16 protein-coding genes and 1 tRNA gene are annotated in these 20,352 nt (G+C 41.4%); 5 read left to right on the top strand and 12 right to left on the bottom strand.

Annotation, left to right across the window (positions count from 1 at the left end; all coding sequences use genetic code 11):
* The first annotated feature begins 153 nt into the window (after positions 1 to 153).
* Complete coding sequence (locus tag SC428_RS12105) at positions 154 to 552, top strand: DUF1090 domain-containing protein (RefSeq protein ID WP_070929404.1); 399 nt, start codon at positions 154 to 156, stop codon at positions 550 to 552.
* 209 nt (positions 553 to 761) lie between these two features.
* Complete coding sequence (yhjD, locus tag SC428_RS12100; protein ID WP_139158705.1) at positions 762 to 1,757, top strand: inner membrane protein YhjD; 996 nt, start codon at positions 762 to 764, stop codon at positions 1,755 to 1,757.
* 44 nt (positions 1,758 to 1,801) lie between these two features.
* Here yhjD and SC428_RS12095 read toward each other — a convergent pair whose 3' ends face one another.
* A complete protein-coding gene (locus SC428_RS12095) occupies positions 1,802 to 2,863 on the bottom strand; it encodes an NAD(P)H-dependent flavin oxidoreductase (protein WP_283126174.1) in 1,062 nt (353 codons plus the stop codon).
* A gap of 84 nt (positions 2,864 to 2,947) precedes the next feature.
* Between SC428_RS12095 and SC428_RS12090 the strand changes: the two genes are divergently transcribed.
* Entirely contained in the window at positions 2,948 to 3,820 is an 873-nt protein-coding gene (locus tag SC428_RS12090; RefSeq protein WP_070929405.1) for a LysR family transcriptional regulator, read from the top strand.
* 96 nt (positions 3,821 to 3,916) lie between these two features.
* Positions 3,917 to 4,921: a serine hydrolase domain-containing protein gene (locus tag SC428_RS12085; protein WP_140186271.1), complete on the top strand. Its 1,005-nt coding sequence runs from the start codon at positions 3,917 to 3,919 to the stop codon at positions 4,919 to 4,921.
* Positions 4,922 to 5,104: 183 nt separating this feature from the next.
* Here the strand turns inward: SC428_RS12085 and SC428_RS12080 are convergent, their stop codons facing one another.
* From SC428_RS12080 to glyQ, 11 genes are all read right to left on the bottom strand, one after another.
* Positions 5,105 to 6,604, bottom strand: coding sequence for an insulinase family protein (locus SC428_RS12080; RefSeq protein ID WP_233445660.1), 1,500 nt, complete (start codon positions 6,602 to 6,604; stop codon positions 5,105 to 5,107).
* A gap of 304 nt (positions 6,605 to 6,908) precedes the next feature.
* On the bottom strand, positions 6,909 to 7,604 hold the full coding sequence (locus SC428_RS12075; RefSeq protein WP_070929408.1) for a HAMP domain-containing protein: 696 nt from the start codon (positions 7,602 to 7,604) through the stop codon (positions 6,909 to 6,911).
* A gap of 378 nt (positions 7,605 to 7,982) precedes the next feature.
* Complete coding sequence (gene dppF / locus SC428_RS12070) at positions 7,983 to 8,987, bottom strand: dipeptide ABC transporter ATP-binding subunit DppF (RefSeq protein ID WP_318707879.1); 1,005 nt, start codon at positions 8,985 to 8,987, stop codon at positions 7,983 to 7,985.
* The gene (gene dppD / locus SC428_RS12065; RefSeq protein ID WP_140186273.1) at positions 8,984 to 9,964 is read right to left on the bottom strand and encodes a dipeptide ABC transporter ATP-binding protein; all 981 of its coding nucleotides are present in this window, start codon (positions 9,962 to 9,964) and stop codon (positions 8,984 to 8,986) included. Before dppD ends, dppF begins: the two co-directional genes overlap by 4 nt.
* Positions 9,965 to 9,976: 12 nt before the next feature.
* Positions 9,977 to 10,879, bottom strand: coding sequence for a dipeptide ABC transporter permease DppC (gene dppC / locus SC428_RS12060; RefSeq protein ID WP_140179651.1), 903 nt, complete (start codon positions 10,877 to 10,879; stop codon positions 9,977 to 9,979).
* A 12-nt stretch (positions 10,880 to 10,891) separates the two neighbouring features.
* The gene (dppB, locus tag SC428_RS12055) at positions 10,892 to 11,911 is read right to left on the bottom strand and encodes a dipeptide ABC transporter permease DppB (RefSeq protein WP_140179652.1); all 1,020 of its coding nucleotides are present in this window, start codon (positions 11,909 to 11,911) and stop codon (positions 10,892 to 10,894) included.
* Between the two features lie 177 nt (positions 11,912 to 12,088).
* Entirely contained in the window at positions 12,089 to 13,699 is a 1,611-nt protein-coding gene (gene dppA / locus SC428_RS12050) for a dipeptide ABC transporter periplasmic-binding protein DppA (protein ID WP_140186275.1), read from the bottom strand.
* Positions 13,700 to 14,234: 535 nt separating this feature from the next.
* Positions 14,235 to 15,809, bottom strand: coding sequence for a ShlB/FhaC/HecB family hemolysin secretion/activation protein (locus SC428_RS12045; RefSeq protein WP_318707878.1), 1,575 nt, complete (start codon positions 15,807 to 15,809; stop codon positions 14,235 to 14,237).
* Between the two features lie 329 nt (positions 15,810 to 16,138).
* Positions 16,139 to 16,215 (bottom strand) — tRNA-Pro (locus SC428_RS12040).
* Positions 16,216 to 16,404: 189 nt separating this feature from the next.
* On the bottom strand, positions 16,405 to 18,474 hold the full coding sequence (glyS, locus tag SC428_RS12035; protein WP_318707877.1) for a glycine--tRNA ligase subunit beta: 2,070 nt from the start codon (positions 18,472 to 18,474) through the stop codon (positions 16,405 to 16,407).
* A 9-nt stretch (positions 18,475 to 18,483) separates the two neighbouring features.
* Complete coding sequence (gene glyQ, locus SC428_RS12030) at positions 18,484 to 19,392, bottom strand: glycine--tRNA ligase subunit alpha (protein ID WP_070929413.1); 909 nt, start codon at positions 19,390 to 19,392, stop codon at positions 18,484 to 18,486.
* A 196-nt stretch (positions 19,393 to 19,588) separates the two neighbouring features.
* On the opposite strand from glyQ, the gene SC428_RS12025 reads away from it, so the two are divergent.
* A complete protein-coding gene (locus SC428_RS12025; RefSeq protein WP_318707876.1) occupies positions 19,589 to 20,152 on the top strand; it encodes a DNA-3-methyladenine glycosylase I in 564 nt (187 codons plus the stop codon).
* Positions 20,153 to 20,352 lie beyond the last annotated feature (200 nt).

Genomic DNA, 20,352 nt, shown 5'->3' with positions numbered 1-20,352 from the left:
GAATAAATAGACTGAATGAGCTGTTTTTATCTTGCGATAGTATAGCGAACTTTCGTTCAAATTAGCACTATTCCTAATTTGATGAATTTAACATGACCTCAGCAAAATAAAAAGTTATCCTAAATTAAATTAAAATGTCATTGAGAGGTAAAAATGCGTAATTTAATCATAGCAACCACAACTACCGTTCTGTTGTTAACAGGAACTTCTGCATTCGCCGCCACCAACAAACAAAATGGCTGCGATATTAAAAAACAAAAGATTGAAACTCAAATTGATTACGCCAAAAAGCACGGTAATACACACCGCATTGCAGGGTTACAAAGAGCTCTAGATAATGTGAATACTTATTGTACACCTGAGTCGCTTTATCGTGATAGTCAAAAAAATGTAGCCCAAAAACAGGAAAAGGTTCAAGAAAGAGAAGCTGAATTGCTCGAAGAAAAAGAAACAGGCGATAATGCTAAAATTGCTAAACGTGAACGTAAACTAGAAGAAGCTAAAGCTGAATTGAAGGAAGCCCAAGCTGAACTTGAGTTATATTCAAAATAATTCAAGAAACAGATAGGTGAGCAACTCTATACCTTGAAGTGTTACAAGTAGATAAAAACAGTAATTAACCCTGTTTATATAACATAGTCATGAGGCCTCAAAGCCTATTTGTAAATTGAAATAGGCTTTGAGGTAAAAAGTTTGGTTAATTTAAGCTATATTATAGCGAAAACTAGATAAAACACATGATGAGTAGCAAAGGGGATAGAATGTCGAATATGCAGGATGAAGAGCAAAAAGACACCAACAAATTAAAATCTACACTAAATAAAAGTATCGATAATAGTAAAAAGGCACTCACATTTTCTATGCGGGTTGTGAATTTTATTTGTGCGATCCCTTTTATTGCACATTTGATCCGTACCGCACAACGTTTTACCGACCGAATGGGTAACCAGTTCGGTGCAGCGATCACCTATTTTTCCTTTCTGTCTCTGATCCCCGTATTAATGTTTACCTTTGCGGCTGCCGGTTTCGTGCTAGCCAGCAATCCAGAGCTATTAGAACGCCTAATACGTGGAATTTCGACCAGTATTAGTGACCCAACACTTGCTGGCACCTTAGAAAGAACTATCGATACTGCTATTCGCCAACGCACAACCGTAGGACTAACGGGTTTAGCGTTAGCGGTCTATTCGGGGGTCAATTGGGTTAATAACTTGCGATTAGCGATCTTGGCGCAATCACGCCCAGTGTGGGAGCGTAATGAAGATGAACACGAAAAAATCTATTTCCGCTATTTACGTGATTTTCTTGCTTTAATCGGTTTACTGGTTGCTTTGATCGTGACCATCACACTGACTTCTGTCGCAGGCTCTGCACAAGCCACCATAGTAAGAACACTTGGATTAGATGGTATTGAATGGCTAAGGCCCGTTTGGACACTGATTGGTCTAGCGATTTCGATTACAGCTAACTTCTTACTGTTTTTATGGATTTTTTGGATCCTACCACGTATGCAACACCGCCGTTCTTCTTTATTAAAAGGCACTTTATTGGCAGCAATTGGCTTCGAAGTGATTAAAACCATCATGACTTGGATCTTACCAAATCTAGCCTCATCACCCTCTGGCGCGGCATTTGGTTCTGTGATTGGGTTGATGGCATTTTTCTATTTCTTCGCTAGGCTAACGCTGTTTTGCGCAGCATGGATAGCGACCGATGAGCCAAAAGATAGTAAAGACAATCAAACACTCACGCCATAGAACATATTGAAGGGATGGTTTGCCATCCCTATCAACAAATAATGTTAAATATTCATTTCTTTAACTAATACCTTTATTAATTCTTTTGCTGGCATTTCACGTGCTTTAGATGCATTTTGACCCGCCCAGTGAGCAGCAAAATCATCACTACCAGATTGGCTAGCAGCCGCATTCAGCTGCTTACCAACATCATAAGCTATCGGATAATCAGGTATTTTCGGGCAATTTTCTTGCTGAGCAATACGAATAAACTGATTCACTATACCTCTTGCTGGCCGCCCTGAAATAGCCGCAGTCAATTGCGTATTAGCCGCCTCTTGGCTTTTAAGTTTTTGCCGATAGGCATCACTCGCCGCTGATTCCGGACATAAAATAAACGCAGTACCTAACTGAGCCGCCACGGCGCCCTTTTCAAGAGCGATTAAAATATCTTGTCCATCCATAATACCACCAGCGGCAATAATTGGCAGATCAATATGTTGTGATAGTAATTGCACTAAATCATAAGTGGTTAATTGTTCATCATCCGCATCGACATTAAACATACCGCGATGCCCACCGGCCTCAATGCCTTGGGCAACAATCGCATCAATACCGGCCTCTTTAATCAATAGAGCTTCAGCTAAATTGGTTGCGGTTCCCATGGTATAGATTCCCTGAGATTGTAGCTGTTCAACAACATGCTTTGCAGGCAGATTAAAATGGAAGCTAACTATGGCAGGTTTCATTTCCAAAAATAACGCTAACATTTCAGGGTTATCTAAAAAAGATTGGTAGATTTCCGAAAGCTGCACAGGCGGAGCCGCATTGAACTCAGCAAACTTTGGCGAGAGATAATCAACCCAAGCTTGCTCTACTTTAGCATCACGAGTTGGTGTTAAATGGCAAAATACATTCACATTGAATGCCTTATTCGTTAGCGCTTGAGTCGCCGCGATCATTTTTCTTGCTTGCTCAACTGAGCTTGCCCCTAAAGCTAAAGAGCCTAATCCACCCGCCTCTGATACAGCAGCAACCAGCTCAGGCGTTGAAACACCTGCCATAGGTGCTTGAATAATAGGGTAGCGCAGGCCAAAACGTTGTAGAAATAACGCTGAATTATTCATTATTCTTCCTTTTTATGAGGTAAGTTTACTGCTATCATTCTATAATTAAGAATAAATATAGCACCATATTCACAATAAAAGAAAATGAACTCTGAATCACTGAAAATATTTTGTACGGTCGCTGAAGAACTCAGTGTGACGCGTGCAGCCACTCGCCTTGGGCGAGTACCATCAAACATTACAACACGAATTCAGCAACTTGAGGCCGATCTCGGGGAGCTGCTGTTTATCCGTCAAGGTAAACAAATGCTACTGTCAGAAGCAGGCTCACGCTTTTTACAATATGCACATCGATTGCTTGCTTTAGAGCAAGAAGCACGCCATGTTACCAGTTTAGGCCGAGAAGGTGGTCAACTCAGAATAGGCAGTATGGAAAGTACCGCTGCGTGTCGTTTGCCTTCATTACTTGCAACATATCATCAAAAAAACCCAACAACACAGTTACTACTCACTACAGGAACATCAAAGGATTTAATAGAACAAGTAAGTAGTGAAAAGCTTGACTGTGCGTTTGTTGCATCAGGGCGATATGATGTTCACCAACTCAATGAAATGGGGATACAAGCAATAAAAATATGGCGAGAGCAATTGCTCTTACTACTACCTGAACAAGATAAATTAGCCAGATGTCCTTCAGATATCAAGACGCGCTCTCTAGCTACCTTTGCGGCTGGCTGTAGCTACCGATATATCGCTGAACAGTGGTTGAATATTCCTAGTCAACTTGATTGGCATATCCATCAACTCAGCTCATACCATGCCATGATAGCTTGTGTCAGTGCAGGAAGTTGCGTGGCTTTATTGCCTGAAAAATTACTTCAATCAATGCCTCAAGAGCAGCTATCAATTAATTCATTGCCTATTGTAGAGTGTGATACCTATTTAATTTATCGAACGGGTTATCAAGTGCCCGCTTTTGATGCATTTCAATCGCTAATCGTCTCAACTTGCACCTAAGAGCCTTTCTGAACACATGCTTTTGAAACAATTAAAGTATCTTATAAAACACATACAACATTCATACAGTATTGAAGCATTAAGGGGATTAGCAAAATGAGCACAGCACAATATATGCAACGATTAGAAGATCTACCTTGCGGCGTTGTTTTGTACTATCACAATCAAATAAAAAATAGCATCAGTACATTCTGTGCAAGAGGTAGCGACCTCTCTGGCCAACCACTAACGGTTGATACCCCATTGCGCATTGCCAGTAATAGCAAAACCTTCACAGCAGCCGCCATATTAAGATTAGTTGAAATGGGAAAATTGTCGCTAGATGATGCAATTTCGCAGCATATCGACCCTAAATTCAATCAATTACTGAGTGAAAATTATAACACGCATAATATTACGATTAGACATCTACTTAACCATAGCAGCGGGTTGTTCGATCACGCTGATGAGCAATATCTCAAACAAGTACTTGCTAAGCCCAATTATCAATGGAGTCGCTTGGAACAAGTAGAGCTCTATACACGCAAGCAGTTTCCGGTAATTGCACCTTCTGAAACCTTTATTTATTCAGATACTGGTTATATTTTACTCGGTGATATCATTGAGCGCCTTACTGGCCAATCACTCGGCCTCGCAGTAAGAACATTGTTAAACTTCAATAAAATAGGACTAGATAGTGCTTATTGGGAGTGTTTAGAGCAACCGACCACTGAGGCGCCTCGTGCTCGTCAATATTTGAAAGAGATCGAAGGCACACATATTCATGCATCAATGGATCTCTACGGGGGCGGTGGGCTGATCACTTCTTCTCGGCAAATGGCGCTTTTCCTTGAAGCATTATTCAATGGGAAAATATTTGAGCAGTCAGAAACACTAGAAGTTATGTTAAGTGCTGGTGAACATGAAGGAGCACAAGAGTATCGTTTAGGGATCATGGTGAATATTGTGAATGGTATGACACTCTATTCACACCTTGGTTTTTGGGGTTCTGTCGCTTATTACTCACCAAGTACAAAAACCAGTGCGGCAGGATTTGTTGATGATAAACAGTCAAGAGAAGTATTAATTGAAGTTATTGAAGCCATGCTCACACATGGTTAATCAATGATTAGCCATTAACCTTAATCAGGTTAATGGCTATACCCGTTACACTTCAAGTGATAAGCGCTTTCATCAAGGTATGCTGACTACGCTCACTTACACTAGTTGTACACTTATCTTTGCTGCTCGCAACTCATTCACTTATCAGCTAACTGCACCTGAAATTATTCAAAGAATAAATAGTTACTGTGGTGCTTTCACTGCCGGCTCTTTCGCGGTATTAGAGCCAACTTCAGCAGCAGAGACTGACTCTGCTTGAGGCCATAAAACTTTAGTGAATTTCTGCCGAATTTGCTCCGCATCCATCAATTGTTTTTCTTTCGGTTGCGTCAAGACAAAAGCCGCCTCTTGGGACAATAAACGGCGTACTTCCATATTGACTTGCTCTAACGTCTGCCCAGCTAAGAAAGACTGCCTTAAGCGCTGGTATTGCTCAGGTGCAATATCAACCACACCATTTTGCTGTGAAATTAAACGCTGGCTAGCCAAAACATCGGTGCTAGTACGTGCATAAGCGGCAAACAGTTGAGAAAGCTGAACTTGCTTCTCATTGATCATCTCATCAAATAATTCAGGTGAGATACCATTTTGGTTAATCGTTGATAACTCATTCAGCACAACATCAGCCACCGCCATCATTTTTTCAGGAGCCGCAGCGACAGTCAGAGTACAGCTTGCTTTTTGGTATTGAACACGGCAATCCAAATTAGATGTGACTTCATCTTGACTGAATTTTTGATTAAAGGTTTTTTGCAATGAGCGGTATAGCGCTTCACGCGCTAAGTCACTTCCCCAATAGCGCAACAGTACCACTGAATCATTGATTGGTTGCCAATCAATATCCCAAATCAAAGACAACGAGTCTTTAACTTGTTTCTCTTGGAGGATATCAATAGATTGTGGTTTAACCTGTGATAGTACGGCAACAGAAACAGGCTCTGAGCGTTTCCCCTCTAATGACGAAAAAGTCTGTGAGATAGCATCCGACAACATACGTGAGTCGACATGACCCGCAACATATAATGTCATCACATCAGGTGTATACCATTTGTGATAGAACTCGTTAATGCTTTCGAGGTCAACATCATGCTTAATTTTTTGGCCGGGATCATACCCCATCATGGCTGAGCCTTTCAGACGTGCACGCCATACAGGATCACTCGCATCAACAGGTAAAGTTGCAACAGGCGCATTAGTCACACTCAAACCATTACTCAATGACGTTTCTGTGTAGGTGGCCCCAGCCGCAGAGGTTGCTAGCCAATTCAAGGCTTGTTTGAGTAGCTCGGGTTTATTGTGTGGTAAGCTTAAATTATAAATTGTGTAGTCGTAAGAAACCACCGCGGGTGGAATAGGCATATCAGGATCGGTTGCCTGACGCCAAAAATTTTGTAACGTTGTCGCGGGAAATGCTTCAGATTGATGCAATAACGCCATTTTAGGAATGAGATAGCTATAGCCTTTTTCATTCGCCTTTTCTGACAGTGAGCCAGCTTTTATGGCTAACCTAAGTTGAATGCGGTCGTTAGGACGTTGCGGTGTCTGTAGCAGCTGCCAGCTAAAGCCATTTTCTAGCTTCCCTTGCTGCCATGCTGGATCAGGTTGTAATGGCTCAGCACTAGCAAAACTAGCCACTGACAATAGTACAACACTGATAGTGTAGCGAATTTTCAACCCCTGCATGTAAACCCCTATGTATTTTCTATCCTTGTATTTAACCGCAAAAGTGTGACTGATAAATTAACCAAAAGCGTTAATTATAGGGTTGAACGATATGGTTCATTTCACACTCTAATAATACTCACTATACTCTAAATAATTCGAGATTCAGCTAGATGACAAGTGGGTGAGTCGCTAGAAACATACACATCATGTCATTGATGTGAGCGAATATCATCACCATACCTCAGCGAAAACTGCTGTAGCCTTAAAGCATGACGAGTATAGTAACGTTATTAGACCACAAAGCCCCCTACATGTTCACCCGTTAATCCGAATTTTGCTGTTTTCTTTGACGGTTATAACTTTTTGCCAATAAACCTATTTCATCATCTTCATGATAGCTTGAAATTTGAATATCTTGATTATTGGCATCCTGTAATTCTAGCGCAATTTTGCGTAATGGCCTGACAATCATTCGACTTACGCACCACGTCATCGCAATTGCGATAATCAAAACCAGCAATAAATAGGTCGTTATCATTAAAGCCAATGTATTAAAGGCAAAACGATAAACACGATTGGAGTCGACCTGTAACGTCAAATACCCTTGTGGCTTGACTGTTAGCAACGAATTACCATAAGCATATAAAGGTATCGTCATCTCAACAGGGATACCGGTAAATTTTATCGCCCAATCAGGGATAGGGCGAGCCGTAGCAAAATCGAGACTCATCACAGTGGTATTATCTACCGTGACGATAGCTTTCCCCATAATACCTGACGTTTTTAAACTGACCAGCAAACGCTTCACTTCATTCAGATCAGAGCTTAATAATGACTCAGTGAGTGGTTTTTGTATTTGCACAACCGCATTACTAAGCTGATCCAAATAATCACTTTTTCTTTGCTCAAGCAGATAGCTAAATTGAATTGCCAAAAAAAGGGCGAGCGAAATCAACGTGATCACAAAAAATGCAACCATACTTTTTAATGTCAATGAACGCTGAACTCGGGTCTTCATGTTAACGAAACCTTCTTCACCAAGCTTCTTTTAGATTACATACTCTTTGTCTGCGCCTTAATTGCCAGACAAAACCGCCCCCATTACACCATTTCATACCCAGTGTACAACTTCAAACCAATATTACATCACTGCAATAGAATACAGGCTATTAATCAAGCCAAATATATATAAATTCGGATACCGCGCCCAACAAGACGGGTTTTATGGGGTATGAATATAATAGGGTGTTACTGAGTATACTTGATTTTATCGAGAAATGAGCGGTTAAAAATGAAAGTTTATGTAATTAAGACAAGGAGCAAATCCTTCAGTTAAAGACGCAAAATTCCCTAAAGTAATGGCAGAAAAAATATATTTTCTGCCATTTTATTAAGATTAACTCACAATCATGGTATTTTTTTCATCTTCATCAACGGCGAAGCAAGCAACTAGCTGACCATCATACTCTTTAAGTGTCGGTTGAAACTGAGTACATTGACCAAATGCTCGGCGGCAACGCGCGGCAAAAGCACAGCCCGGAGGTGGATTCATTGGGCTTGGTAACTCACCTGTTAATTTGATCCGCTCACGCCTTGAATCAGGATTTAGCCTTGGTGTTGCAGACAGCAGCGCTTGAGTATATGGATGTAGAGGATCATTAAAAATTTGCTCTTTCGTTCCCTTTTCAACACAACGACCTAAGTACATCACCATCACTTCATCAGCGATATGTTCAACTACTGACAAATCATGTGAGATAAACACATAAGAAAGGCCAAGTTCTTGCTGTAAATCCATCATTAAATTTAGAACTTGTGCACGAACTGAAACATCCAACGCAGAAACAGGTTCATCAGCAACAACCACATCAGGATCGAGCATCAAACCACGGGCAATCGCAATCCGCTGACGTTGGCCCCCTGAAAACATATGTGGGTAACGATCATAATGCTCTGTTTTCAATCCCACTTTCGCCATCATCGATAATACTTTTTCTTTACGCTGCTCTTTCGACAGTGAAGTATTAATCAATAAAGGTTCTTCCAATATCTGCCCCACTTTTTTACGTGGATTCAAAGAACCATATGGGTTTTGAAAAACAATTTGAATTTTCTGACGACGTAATTTTTCTGCCGCTTTATCTTTCACTAGCAAATTTTGATCTTGATAGTACAGCTCACCTGCTGTTGGCTGCTCTATCATTGTCAGTAAACGGCCTAGTGTTGATTTGCCACAACCTGATTCACCCACCACTGCGAGTGTTTTGCCTTTTTCTAATTCAAAAGAAACACCATCAAGTGCTTTCACTAATTTTTCAGCCGAAAATATACCGCTTTTCGCTGAGTAATATTTTTTTAAATTAATGGCCTGTAGCAAGGGTTTATGGTTATTTTCACTCATAGTGTTGGCCTCCCCATATCATCCAGCGGCATGTGACATTTTACTTGTCTATCCCCAATTGAGCGCAATTCAGGCTCTTCAACACGACAACGCTCCGTTGCATATGGGCAGCGTGGATTTAATAAACAACCTTGTGGGCGATCGTACTTACCTGGCACAACCCCTGGTAAAGAAGCAAGCCTTGATTTATTAGTGGCAAACTCAGGTAGAGCACGTAACAGCGCCTGAGTATAGGGATGACGAGGGTGTTTAAAAATATCAGTCGCTTTTGCTGACTCAACCACTTGACCTGCATACATCACAATGATGTGGTGAGCAGCTTCAGAAACTAATGCAAGATCATGAGTAATTAGTACCAATGCCATATTTTCTTGCTGCTGTAATTCAAGCAATAATTCAATAATTTGTGCCTGAATAGTCACATCTAGCGCAGTGGTAGGTTCATCAGCAATCAATAATTTTGGCCGACAAGCAATTGCCATTGCAATCATCACCCTTTGGCTCATACCACCTGACAATTGATGAGGATACACATCAAGCCTTGATTTCGGATCAGGGATCCCAACCATGTCCAATAGGTCAATCGCTCGCTGTTTACGTGTACTTTTACTACCGCCCTGATGCACTTTCAATGCTTCCATGATCTGATAACCCACAGTAAAGCAGGGATTCAGACTCGTCATGGGATCCTGAAATATCATCGCAACATCAGCCCCTACAATCTGCCGACGCTCTTTTTCTGGAATAGTCAGCAAGTCACGGCCATCAAACTGCAACGCATTTGCCATAACTCTACCGGGGTAATCAATTAACCCCATAATTGCCAATGAACTAACTGATTTACCAGAGCCTGACTCACCAACAATCCCAACCACTTGCCCCTTCTCAACGCTATAGCTGATGCGGTCAACGGCGCGGAACGGGGTACCTTCATCACCAAAATGTACCGAAAGTTGTTCTACATTTAACAATGCCATTAGATTACCTCATCACTGCTTGAGTTTTGGATCAAATGCATCACGTAACCCATCACCCATCAGGTTAAACGCTAATACAGTCAATAAAATTGCCAAACCAGGGAAAGTCACTACCCACCAAGCACTTTGAGCAAATTGCAGTACATCAGAAAGCATTGTGCCCCACTCAGGTGTTGGAGGCTGAGCGCCCATGCCAAGGAAACCCAACGCAGCCATATCTAAGATGGCATTAGAAAAACCAAGCGAAGCTTGTACGATTAATGGTGCTAAACAGTTAGGTAAAATATTCACAAACATCTGGCGAACAGCACCTGCCCCTGCAACACGCGAAGCTGTCACATAATCACGGTTAACTTCAACTAATACCGCCGCTCTCGTAAGTCGGATGTAGTGAGGTAATGCCACGAAGGTAAGTGCAATAGAGGCATTGACGATGGAAGGGCCAAAAATAGCGACTAATACTAAGGCTAATAACAAGCTTGGTAATGCTAGCATGATATCAACAACACGCATGATGATGGCATCAACCACACCGCCAAAATAGCCGGCAATGACCCCTAACGTAACGCCTGAAATCAATGACAGGACAACCACTAGGCAACCAACTAATAAAGATAAACGCGCTCCATACATCAAACGAGACAGTAGGTCACGCCCCACATCATCAGTACCTAAAATAAATTGCCAGCTACCACCATGCTCCCAAACAGGTGGAACCAATAGGAAATCACGGAATTGTTCATCAGGTGCATGAGGTGCTAATACACCAGCAAAAATGGCGATTAAGATCATTAAGATGATATAAACCATCCCAGCAACCGCGCCTTTATTACGTTTAAAGTAATACCAGAATTCTTGAAATGGCGTCATCGGCTTAGGGGCGCTGATAACAGTTGGCTCAGTAGATTGAGACATTTTTAGCGCTCCTTATTTCTTATGACGAATACGTGGATTAACAATGCCATACAGCACATCAACCACTAAGTTAACAAAAATGATTAATGTTGCGACCAGCAGAACGCCCCCTTGTACCACAGGGTAATCACGGCGCTGAAGCCCTTCAATTAACCAACGTCCCAAGCCTGGCCATGAGAAAATAGTTTCAGTCAGAATTGCCCCTGCCAACATCACGCCAACTTGTAAACCAATAACAGTGACAACTGGCAACAACGCATTACGTAACGCATGGATCAAGATAACACGTGCACGACTCACCCCTTTCGCCCTTGCGGTACGAATGTAATCCTCTCCAAGAACCTCCAACATTGACGAGCGAGTCATGCGTACGATTACGGCTAACGGAATGGTTCCAAGAACAATGGATGGCAGGATCAGGTGTTCCACTGCATCAATAAAGTTACCTTCATCACCCCAAATCAAGGTGTCAATTAACATAAAGCCAGTTAATGGGTAGGAATCGTCGAGGAACACACTGTCACTGACCCGCCCCGATACAGGGGTTAAGTCCCATTGAACGGACACTAACATGATCAACATGATCCCCCACCAAAAGATAGGCATTGAGTAACCCGTTAGTGATAGACCGATAGCAGTGTGATCAAAAATAGAACCACGCTTAACCGCGGCTAAAACCCCTACAGGGATCCCCACTGATACAGCAAAAATCATTGCGCAGATCGCCAGTTCCATTGTGGCTTTGAAACGAGGGAAAAACTCATCCCAAACCTCAATACGGCTTTTCAATGAAATACCTAAGTCACCGTGGAATATGCCATTAATATAGTGGAGGTATTGCTGCCATAGTGGCTGATCTAAGCCCAATTCAGCCATTAAATACGCGTGCCTTTCAGGCGATAACCCACGTTCTCCTGCCATGATCATCACTGGGTCACCAGGGATCATATGCACGAAAGCGAAAGTCAGTAATGTGATACCGATAAACGTGGGGATCACTAACCCCAAGCGTCGGAGGATAAATTGCAACATATCCCGAATCTCTTTAATAATGCCTTTGACGGTTCTAAGTCCGTTTGGCTAATCAGAAGCAACAAGCGACTTCTGCCTGCTCACAAAGAACTAAGTTTTCTGTTTCCCTGAAATTCAGAGGTGAAAACGCCCTTCGCAACCAATGAGTGGCAAAGGGCAAGTACAAATTACAAACGATTATTTTTCAATATCAACGTTTTCAAAGTGATGCTTGCCGAGTGGGTCGACAACGTAGCCCTTCACTTCTTTACGTACTGGTTCAAATACCGTTGAGTGAGCGATGATCAATGCAGGCGCTTGGTCATGCATCACAACTTGAGCTTGTTTGTAGAGATCGACTCGTTTATCGTGATCAGCAGTCATACGAGCAGGTTGGATCAGATCTTCGAAACCTTTATAACACCATTTCGAATAGTTAGAACCTTGCTCTTTTGCCGCACAACTAAATAAAGTTGCAAAGAAATTGTCTGGGTCACCATTGTCGCCCGTCCAACCCATCATTACCGTCTGGGGCTCACCATCTTTAGCACGCTTAAGGTATTCCCCCCACTCATAGCTAACGACTTTTGATTTAACACCGACTTTTGCCCAGTCGGCTTGGATCATTTCGGCCATGCGACGTGCATTTGGGTTATATGGACGTTGAACAGGCATTGCCCATAGGTCAATTTCAAAACCATTAGGGAAACCCGCTTCCGCCAATAACGCTTTGGCTTTTTCTGGGTTGTATTCGTAATCCTTAACATCATCGTTATAACCCCACATGGTTGGTGGGATTAAATTTTTCGCTTTCTGACCAGCACCTTGATACACCGCATCAATAATCGCGTCTTTATTCACAGCCATGGATAATGCTTGGCGAACTTTTTGGTTATCGAGTGGTTTTTTCTCAACGTTAAAAGAGAGATACCCCACGTTAAGACCCGGTTGTTCCATTAACGTGATGTTTTTATCTTCTTTCATGCGTGCTAAGTCAGCTGGATTTGGGTATGGCATAACTTGGCATTCATTTTTTTGCAATTTTGCGTAGCGAACAGATGCATCAGGGGTGATCGAAAATACCAAACGATCAATTTTAGGTTTATTGCCCCAATAATCTTTGTTCGCTTTATACAGAATGCGAGAATCTTTTTGATATTGTTGTAGCTCAAATGGGCCAGTACCAATCGGGTTCAAGTCAACTTTTTCTGGTGTGCCCGCAGCTAACATTTGGTCAGCATATTCGGCTGAAAGAATAGATGCAAAATCCATTGCCATATCGGCTAAAAATGGCGACTCTGGGCGAGTTAATGTAATACGAACGGTATTATCATCCACTTTTTCAACTTTATCGATAATCTTATCCATATCCATTCCCATAAAGTACTCATAGCTACCACCAGAGACTTTGTGATATGGATGATTTGGATCTTTTTGACGCATGAATGTATAAATCACATCATCGGCATTCAAATCACGGCTTGGTTTAAATTCTTTGTTAGAATGCCACTTAACACCTTTACGTAAATGGAAGGTATAAGTTTTACCATCTTCACTGACTTCCCAGCTTTCCGCTAAGCCAGGTTCAATTTCTGTAGTACCTAGTTTAAATTCAACTAGACGGTTATAAAGAGGGATAGAACTTGCATCATAAGTCGTCCCTGAAGTAAATAGCTGTGGGTTAAAGCCTTCTGGAGAGCCTTCTGAGCAGTAGACTAATGTTTTTGCTTGCACTGAAGCAGAAACTGCCATTGCTGCAAGTGTTAATCCAACTGTCAATAAGCCTGTCTTTTTAATAGAGAGCGTCATCTGTATGCTCCTGTGGCGTTCATGTGTTATTTGCTTAAAACCCTAGACCATCATTAATAATGACAGATGAGGGATCTGTATTTTTAGTTATTCACTGTGCAATTAATCAACTGTCGCTCACTTCGTCAATAGCATCTCTCACTAACAGCACAACCAATTTATAACATTTTAGAAACATTTATCGTGTAATATTGGTTTATTATATAAGCGAGAATTCATTAAGGCAGAGATAATAACCATAAAAAGTGTACCGAATAGGTTTTTATCACTGGGTGATTTATTTTTATATTTGTGATTAAGTGCTGAATTACTGAACGAAAATAGTGTCACATCTGAGAGAGTGCGGCATAAAGTTCTGAAGCACTTTGTGATAAATATTATTTTAGCCTGTTATTATTTTGCTTATTTTTTATTCAGATAAAAAAGGCCACCTTATAAATAATTAACATTTTATTGATTAGTTAATTACTTCAATAAAGTCCTGATTAACTTGATTTCCTCCTTTACACAACCTAACAGCCTCTTAATTGGATGATTAATAATCAATACTTAGTTTTGCACCTAGCAAAATAGGATCTGCTTTTATCGTTGATGAATACCAAAGTGGTAATTCAAAAAAAACTTTATAGCCCATGCGCTTGTATTGCCCCTGTATTCCAACCTCACCGCCAAGCAGTTTATTTTTCTGCCAAAAGCGCGCCCGTTCACTGGATGTAGAGGCAAAATCTAGTCCACTATAAATTTTATGTTCTTGCCATGGTAATAACCATCCCCACTCATTTTTAATCTTTAGCGTATTTTCGCCTGCATTCTCAATCGGTAAGCTACCTGTAAATCCTCTAATTCCAAACCTGCCTGTAATGGTATGAACTTCAAGTAAAGGATCGAGCTTCGCATGACTTAATTGAAGCTCTACTTCATGCCTGTGATACATTGGTTGATTCAAAAATGTAAATTGTCGCTGATAATCGGCTGAAAGCTGATAAATACGTGCACGCTCTAACCCTGTGGTTTGCTTCCTCGTTGAACCAAACCAATCAAGGCTCTGCTTATAGCTGATTGAAACAGCAACGCTACCTTGTAAGAAATCGCGCTTATGTGACAAACCGAATAAACCATAACTGCTAAAACGCTGTTGAGTCTTCAATCGATAATTATTTAAAAAAACATCTAATGTCTGAACTTGTGCTCCAACACTCGCTGACGTCGTACTATTCAATGAACGATGCAAAACATATTCTGCTTGCATTAATAGCAGGCGATTTCGTAGGTCATTTTTCAGTGCTATTTGATCAAATAATTGGATGTTTTTATAAGCAGTGCTTTCTTGATAACCTGCATAAAAACTCAGTAACCAATAATGATAGGGAATTGAATATAACAACGAAGCAGATTTAAATTTTTTCGACGTCCCTTGCCCAATATCACTATCTAGACTAAAAAAGAAAAAATCATTCAATAGCAGTGGGTTGGCTAACATAACGACTTGGCTAATAACCTGATTAGGCTGCTCTTGTGACTGTTTTGATTCAAATAACAACCGTCCTTTAAATGCCCTCACCGCTGTACGTTGAATAATTAATTGATTCATGTTGTCCCTTTCATTATCTGAAATGATCTGGATTTGATAAGGTACTAACTGAGTATTGCGTAAATTCGCTAACCCTTGATTTAATTGATGCAAGTGCACTACATCCCCACGCTGCAAAGGGAAAGCGTTAGCTAATGACCACCCAATATCAACACCATCTTGGAACTCAATGCCCTGCAATTTTCCGGCTATTAGGTCGACATATAACACACCGAAGAGTAAATTTTGTTGTGGATAGTGAATATAAGATGTGATGTACCCTACCTCAGCTAATTGCTGATTGAGATAGTCTGCATACACCAACAACGTTTCGTCGCTCGCACACAAGCCTTCAAGTGCTGATTTCCACTCGCTGACATGTTTTGAGGTGACTAAAGGGAATAACCTTAATGGGGTAAAATAGACCTGATTAATGACAACACAAGATGATTTAGGCTCTTTTATAATAGGCATTGCGCCTGCATAGGAAGGTAGCCATTTTAATAATAATAGGAACAATAATAGATAAACCACTTTCATTAACAGCATCCTTGTCATGAAAAGTCCATACATACTCATCATACTTCAAGTTGCAGTGGCTTGGCTCACTCACACCAATCGCATAGTTTTCTATGCCGTCAGCAATTCATTCACTCAGCGCCTAGCTGCACCTTGAATAATTTAGCGTTTATGGGTAATCAACGACTAGCTACTGCATAGCTATACAAAATAGCGATGGCTAATGATGTGCTAAATATAAAAGCAGATTAAGTTGAAGAAAGGAAACAAAGTTGTTCTGAAAGTAGAATTGGAAATGCAAAAGTTACAGACATAAAAAAACCCAGCTTTATAAGCTGGGTTCTAAAATTTGGTCGGCGAGAGAGGATTCGAACCTCCGACCCACTGGTCCCAAACCAGTTGCGCTACCAAGCTGCGCTACTCGCCGAAAACGAGGTGAATCATACTGTTGAGCGCGCGATCCGTCAACCCATTTTTCACTAAATTTGTTTGTATGTCGATAAAACCATCAACTTGATGTGGTTTTTTAACCAATTACACTTTTACTACAAAAAATAAACGCCCGCAGATGACTACTGCGAGCGTCGGTTGCCTTATATTACTGAGATGTCTTGTATTATTGCAGTAACGAAATATCTGCAACTTTCAAGAACAGCTCACGTAATTGGCTTAATAACGTTAAACGATTAACACGAACCGCTTCGTCTTCATCCATTACCATGACACCAACAAAGAAAGCATCAACAACTTCACGCAATGATGCCAGCTCAACTAAAGCTTCTTGGTATTTACGTTCAGCAAACATTGGTTCAAGTTTTTCTTGTAGCACAACCAAATGCGTTGCCAATTTCACTTCTTCTGGCGCTTTGAGTACCGATGCCAACACCTTATCAGACAGTTTCTCATTTGATTTACTCAAAATGTTAGAAACTCGTTTATTCGCTGCGGCTAGTGCTGCTGCATCTTCCAATGTGCGGAAATGGCTCACCGCTTTAACACGGGCATCGAAATCAGCAGGTGCAGTTGGACGACGAGCCAGTACCGCTTGAATAGTATCGATACTGTAACCTAGCTCTTGATACCAAGAACGGAAACGACCCAGCATAAACTCAACTACATCATCAACCACATTTTTGTTGGTCAGTTTATCTCCATAGAGACGTACCGCTTCTTCGGTCATTTCAACCAAATCAAGCTGATAACCTTTCTCAACAATAATACGCAGTACACCTAACGCTGCGCGACGCAACGCAAACGGGTCTTTATCCCCTTTAGGATGCTGACCAATGCCAAAAATACCCGCTAAGGTATCCATTTTTTCGGCTATTGCTAACGCCGCTGAAACATCCGTCGAAGGTAGATCATCACCCGCGAAGCGAGGTTGATATTGCTCTTTCAATGCTAATGCAACATCTTCTGATTCACCGTCATGACGTGCATAGTGCATACCCATCACGCCTTGCGTATCGGTAAACTCAAATACCATATTGGTCATGAGGTCACATTTAGCCAGCAAACCTGCACGTGTTGCATGATTAACATCTGCGCCAATTTTACTGGCTACCCAGCCCGCTAATGCTTCCAAACGATCAGTTTTATCACGTAATGTCCCTAATTGCTGCTGGAACAAGACGGTTTCTAAACGGGGTAAATTATCTTCCAAACGCTGTTTACGGTCGGTTTTAAAGAAGAATTCAGCATCCGCCAAACGTGGGCGAACCACTTTTTCGTTACCTGAAATAATCTGTTGGGGATCAGAAGACTCAATATTGGCGACGAAAATGAAATTAGGCATCAAATTGCCTGAATTATCATAAACAGGGAAATATTTCTGATCCCCTTTCATGGTATAAACCAATGCTTCTGAAGGAACAGCCAAGAACTTATCTTCAAATTTAGCCGTTAAAACAACCGGCCATTCAACCAATGAAGCGACTTCTTCCAGCAAACTATTGGTTAAATCTGCCTTACCACCAAGCGCAAGTGCTGCTTTTTCTGCATCCGCTTTAATCGTCGCTTTACGTTCTTCGTAGTCAGCAATCACTTTACCACGTTCACGCAGGATCGCAGGATATTGGTCTGCATTATCAATAGTGAACTCCGCCTCACCCATAAAACGGTGTCCACGAATGGTACGTCCACTCTTAATGCCAAGAACCTCACCTTCTACCACATCACTGCCTAACAACAATGTTACGGTATGTACAGGACGAACAAAATGAGTCTCTTTATCGCCCCAACGCATTAATTTTGGAATGGGCAGTTTAGCCAGTGAGCGGCTGACCATATCAACCAATAATTCACCGACTGCGACACCTTTAACTTGGGCACGATACAGCAGCCATTCGCCTTTATCTGTCGTCAAACGTTCTGCTTGATCAACCGTAATGCCACAACCACGAGCCCAGCCTTCTGCCGCTTTAGTCGGTTGACCATCGGCACCAAATGCGGCTGAAATTGCAGGGCCGCGTTTTTCGACTTCACGATCAGGTGATGCATCCGCCAGTGAAGCTACTTTTAATGCTAAACGGCGAGGTGCCGCAAACCAACTCACTTCACCATACGCAATATCTGCGCTATCAAGTTCAGCGGTAAAGTTTGCCGCAAATGATTCAGCTAACGAACGAAGAGCCTTCGGCGGTAACTCTTCTGTGCCGATTTCCACTAGGAAAGTCTGTTGAGTCATGACAGCCTCTTAATTCTTATGACACATTGGGAATCCGAGCGCTTCGCGAGAAGCATAATAAGCTTCAGCGACCCCTTTCGTCAGGGTACGGATACGTAAAATATAACGTTGGCGTTCAGTGACAGAAATGGCCTTGCGAGCATCCAACAAGTTAAAAGTATGAGCGGCTTTTAAAATACGCTCATACGCAGGAAGCGGCAGTGGTTTTTCGAGAGATAATAAGTACTGTGCTTCTTTTTCATACTCTTCAAAACATTTGAAGAGGAAATCTACGTTGGCATATTCAAAGTTATAAGTTGACTGCTCAACTTCATTTTGATGATAAATATCACCATAGGTTGTTTTACCTAGAGGGCCATCACACCAAACGAGATCATAAACACTATCAACGCCTTGAATATACATAGCAAGACGCTCAAGACCATAGGTGATTTCGCCTGTTACAGGTTTGCACTCTAATCCACCAACTTGTTGGAAATAGGTAAACTGAGTGACTTCCATACCGTTTAGCCAAACTTCCCAGCCAAGTCCCCAAGCACCTAATGTTGGGTTTTCCCAGTTATCTTCAACAAAACGGATGTCATGAACCGTTGGGTCAATACCCAGCTCCTTCAATGAGCCCAAGTAAAGCTCTTGAATATTGTCAGGTGATGGTTTAATGATCACTTGGAACTGATAATAATGTTGAAGGCGATTTGGGTTTTCCCCGTAACGGCCATCCGTTGGGCGACGTGAAGGTTGAACATAAGCCGCAGCAATAGGTTCAGGCCCTAACGCACGCAAGCACGTCATAGGGTGAGAGGTTCCTGCGCCAACTTCCATGTCCAGTGGTTGAACAATGGTACAGCCTTGGCGCGCCCAGTAATCCTGTAATGTCAGGATGAGACCTTGGAAGGTTTTGGTATCAAACTTTTGCATGTTAGATCCGCACGCGATGCATATGATTTAAAAGAAAGTACGTCAGTATACCCTTTGACCGTCAGATATACAGCACTGAATCGGTGTCTATTTACCCTATAAATTAAAAAAATTTGTTTTCATCACTTTTAAACTGGATACTTATACAGTATAAATAGGTAAATAGTTCTCTCAATACCCACAAGATGGATACCACATGAATTCACCACCAATTCGCTGTCAATGGGTTAATCAAGACCCTGAATATATTGCCTATCATGATAATGAATGGGGTAAACCGACTAAAGATAACCAACAGTTATTTGAAATGATTTGCCTTGAAGGTCAGCAAGCAGGGTTGTCTTGGTACACCATTTTAAAAAAACGCCAAAACTATCGTGAACTCTTCCATCAATTTGATCCAAAAAAAGTGGCATTAATGACAGAAGGTGATGTTGAACGCTTAATGCAAGATCCACGCATTATCCGCAATCGAGCCAAAATTAACGCGATCATTGCCAACGCCAAAGCCTACCTGCAAATGGCAGAAAATGGAGAGGAATTTTCCAGCTTTATTTGGCAGTTTGTTAATAACCAACCCATTGTGAATCAATGGCGATCTTCTTCCCAAGTTCCCGCTGAAACTGAATTATCAAAAACACTGTCAAAAGCCCTTAAAAAGCGAGGGTTCAAATTTGTAGGCTCCATTACTTGCTACGCCTTTATGCAAGCTACTGGCATGATAAATGACCATTTAATGGGTTGCTGCCAATATAAATAAATTAGAACGAATTAGCATCACTTCGCGAACCAAAAGTAATATTCACTAGCTTATGATTAATTGACAAAGAGATTAAACTGAATGTTAATAGTTATTTAGAATTTAGTGTCAAGCATCAATCAGTTCTAGCGGTTGAACTCTGCGGTTTGGCGGAGTATGTTTTAAATTCTATTAACAACTTACTTAACAATATGTGAATA

This window comes from Providencia sp. 2023EL-00965 (assembly GCF_033550225.1).
GTDB classification, from domain to species: domain Bacteria; phylum Pseudomonadota; class Gammaproteobacteria; order Enterobacterales; family Enterobacteriaceae; genus Providencia; species Providencia manganoxydans.
Note: the sequence above shows the minus strand (reverse complement) of the source record. Positions and strands in the feature narration are given on the sequence as shown.

Coding starts and splice junctions, on each gene's coding strand:
- SC428_RS12105 (WP_070929404.1), top strand. CDS start 154: ATGCGTAATTTAATCATAGCAACCACAACTACCGTTCTGTTGTTAACA.
- yhjD (WP_139158705.1), top strand. CDS start 762: ATGTCGAATATGCAGGATGAAGAGCAAAAAGACACCAACAAATTAAAA.
- SC428_RS12095 (WP_283126174.1), bottom strand. CDS start 2,863: ATGAATAATTCAGCGTTATTTCTACAACGTTTTGGCCTGCGCTACCCT.
- SC428_RS12090 (WP_070929405.1), top strand. CDS start 2,948: ATGAACTCTGAATCACTGAAAATATTTTGTACGGTCGCTGAAGAACTC.
- SC428_RS12085 (WP_140186271.1), top strand. CDS start 3,917: ATGAGCACAGCACAATATATGCAACGATTAGAAGATCTACCTTGCGGC.
- SC428_RS12080 (WP_233445660.1), bottom strand. CDS start 6,604: ATGCAGGGGTTGAAAATTCGCTACACTATCAGTGTTGTACTATTGTCA.
- SC428_RS12075 (WP_070929408.1), bottom strand. CDS start 7,604: ATGAAGACCCGAGTTCAGCGTTCATTGACATTAAAAAGTATGGTTGCA.
- dppF (WP_318707879.1), bottom strand. CDS start 8,987: ATGAGTGAAAATAACCATAAACCCTTGCTACAGGCCATTAATTTAAAA.
- dppD (WP_140186273.1), bottom strand. CDS start 9,964: ATGGCATTGTTAAATGTAGAACAACTTTCGGTACATTTTGGTGATGAA.
- dppC (WP_140179651.1), bottom strand. CDS start 10,879: ATGTCTCAATCTACTGAGCCAACTGTTATCAGCGCCCCTAAGCCGATG.
- dppB (WP_140179652.1), bottom strand. CDS start 11,911: ATGTTGCAATTTATCCTCCGACGCTTGGGGTTAGTGATCCCCACGTTT.
- dppA (WP_140186275.1), bottom strand. CDS start 13,699: ATGACGCTCTCTATTAAAAAGACAGGCTTATTGACAGTTGGATTAACA.
- SC428_RS12045 (WP_318707878.1), bottom strand. CDS start 15,809: ATGAAAGTGGTTTATCTATTATTGTTCCTATTATTATTAAAATGGCTA.
- glyS (WP_318707877.1), bottom strand. CDS start 18,474: ATGACTCAACAGACTTTCCTAGTGGAAATCGGCACAGAAGAGTTACCG.
- glyQ (WP_070929413.1), bottom strand. CDS start 19,392: ATGCAAAAGTTTGATACCAAAACCTTCCAAGGTCTCATCCTGACATTA.
- SC428_RS12025 (WP_318707876.1), top strand. CDS start 19,589: ATGAATTCACCACCAATTCGCTGTCAATGGGTTAATCAAGACCCTGAA.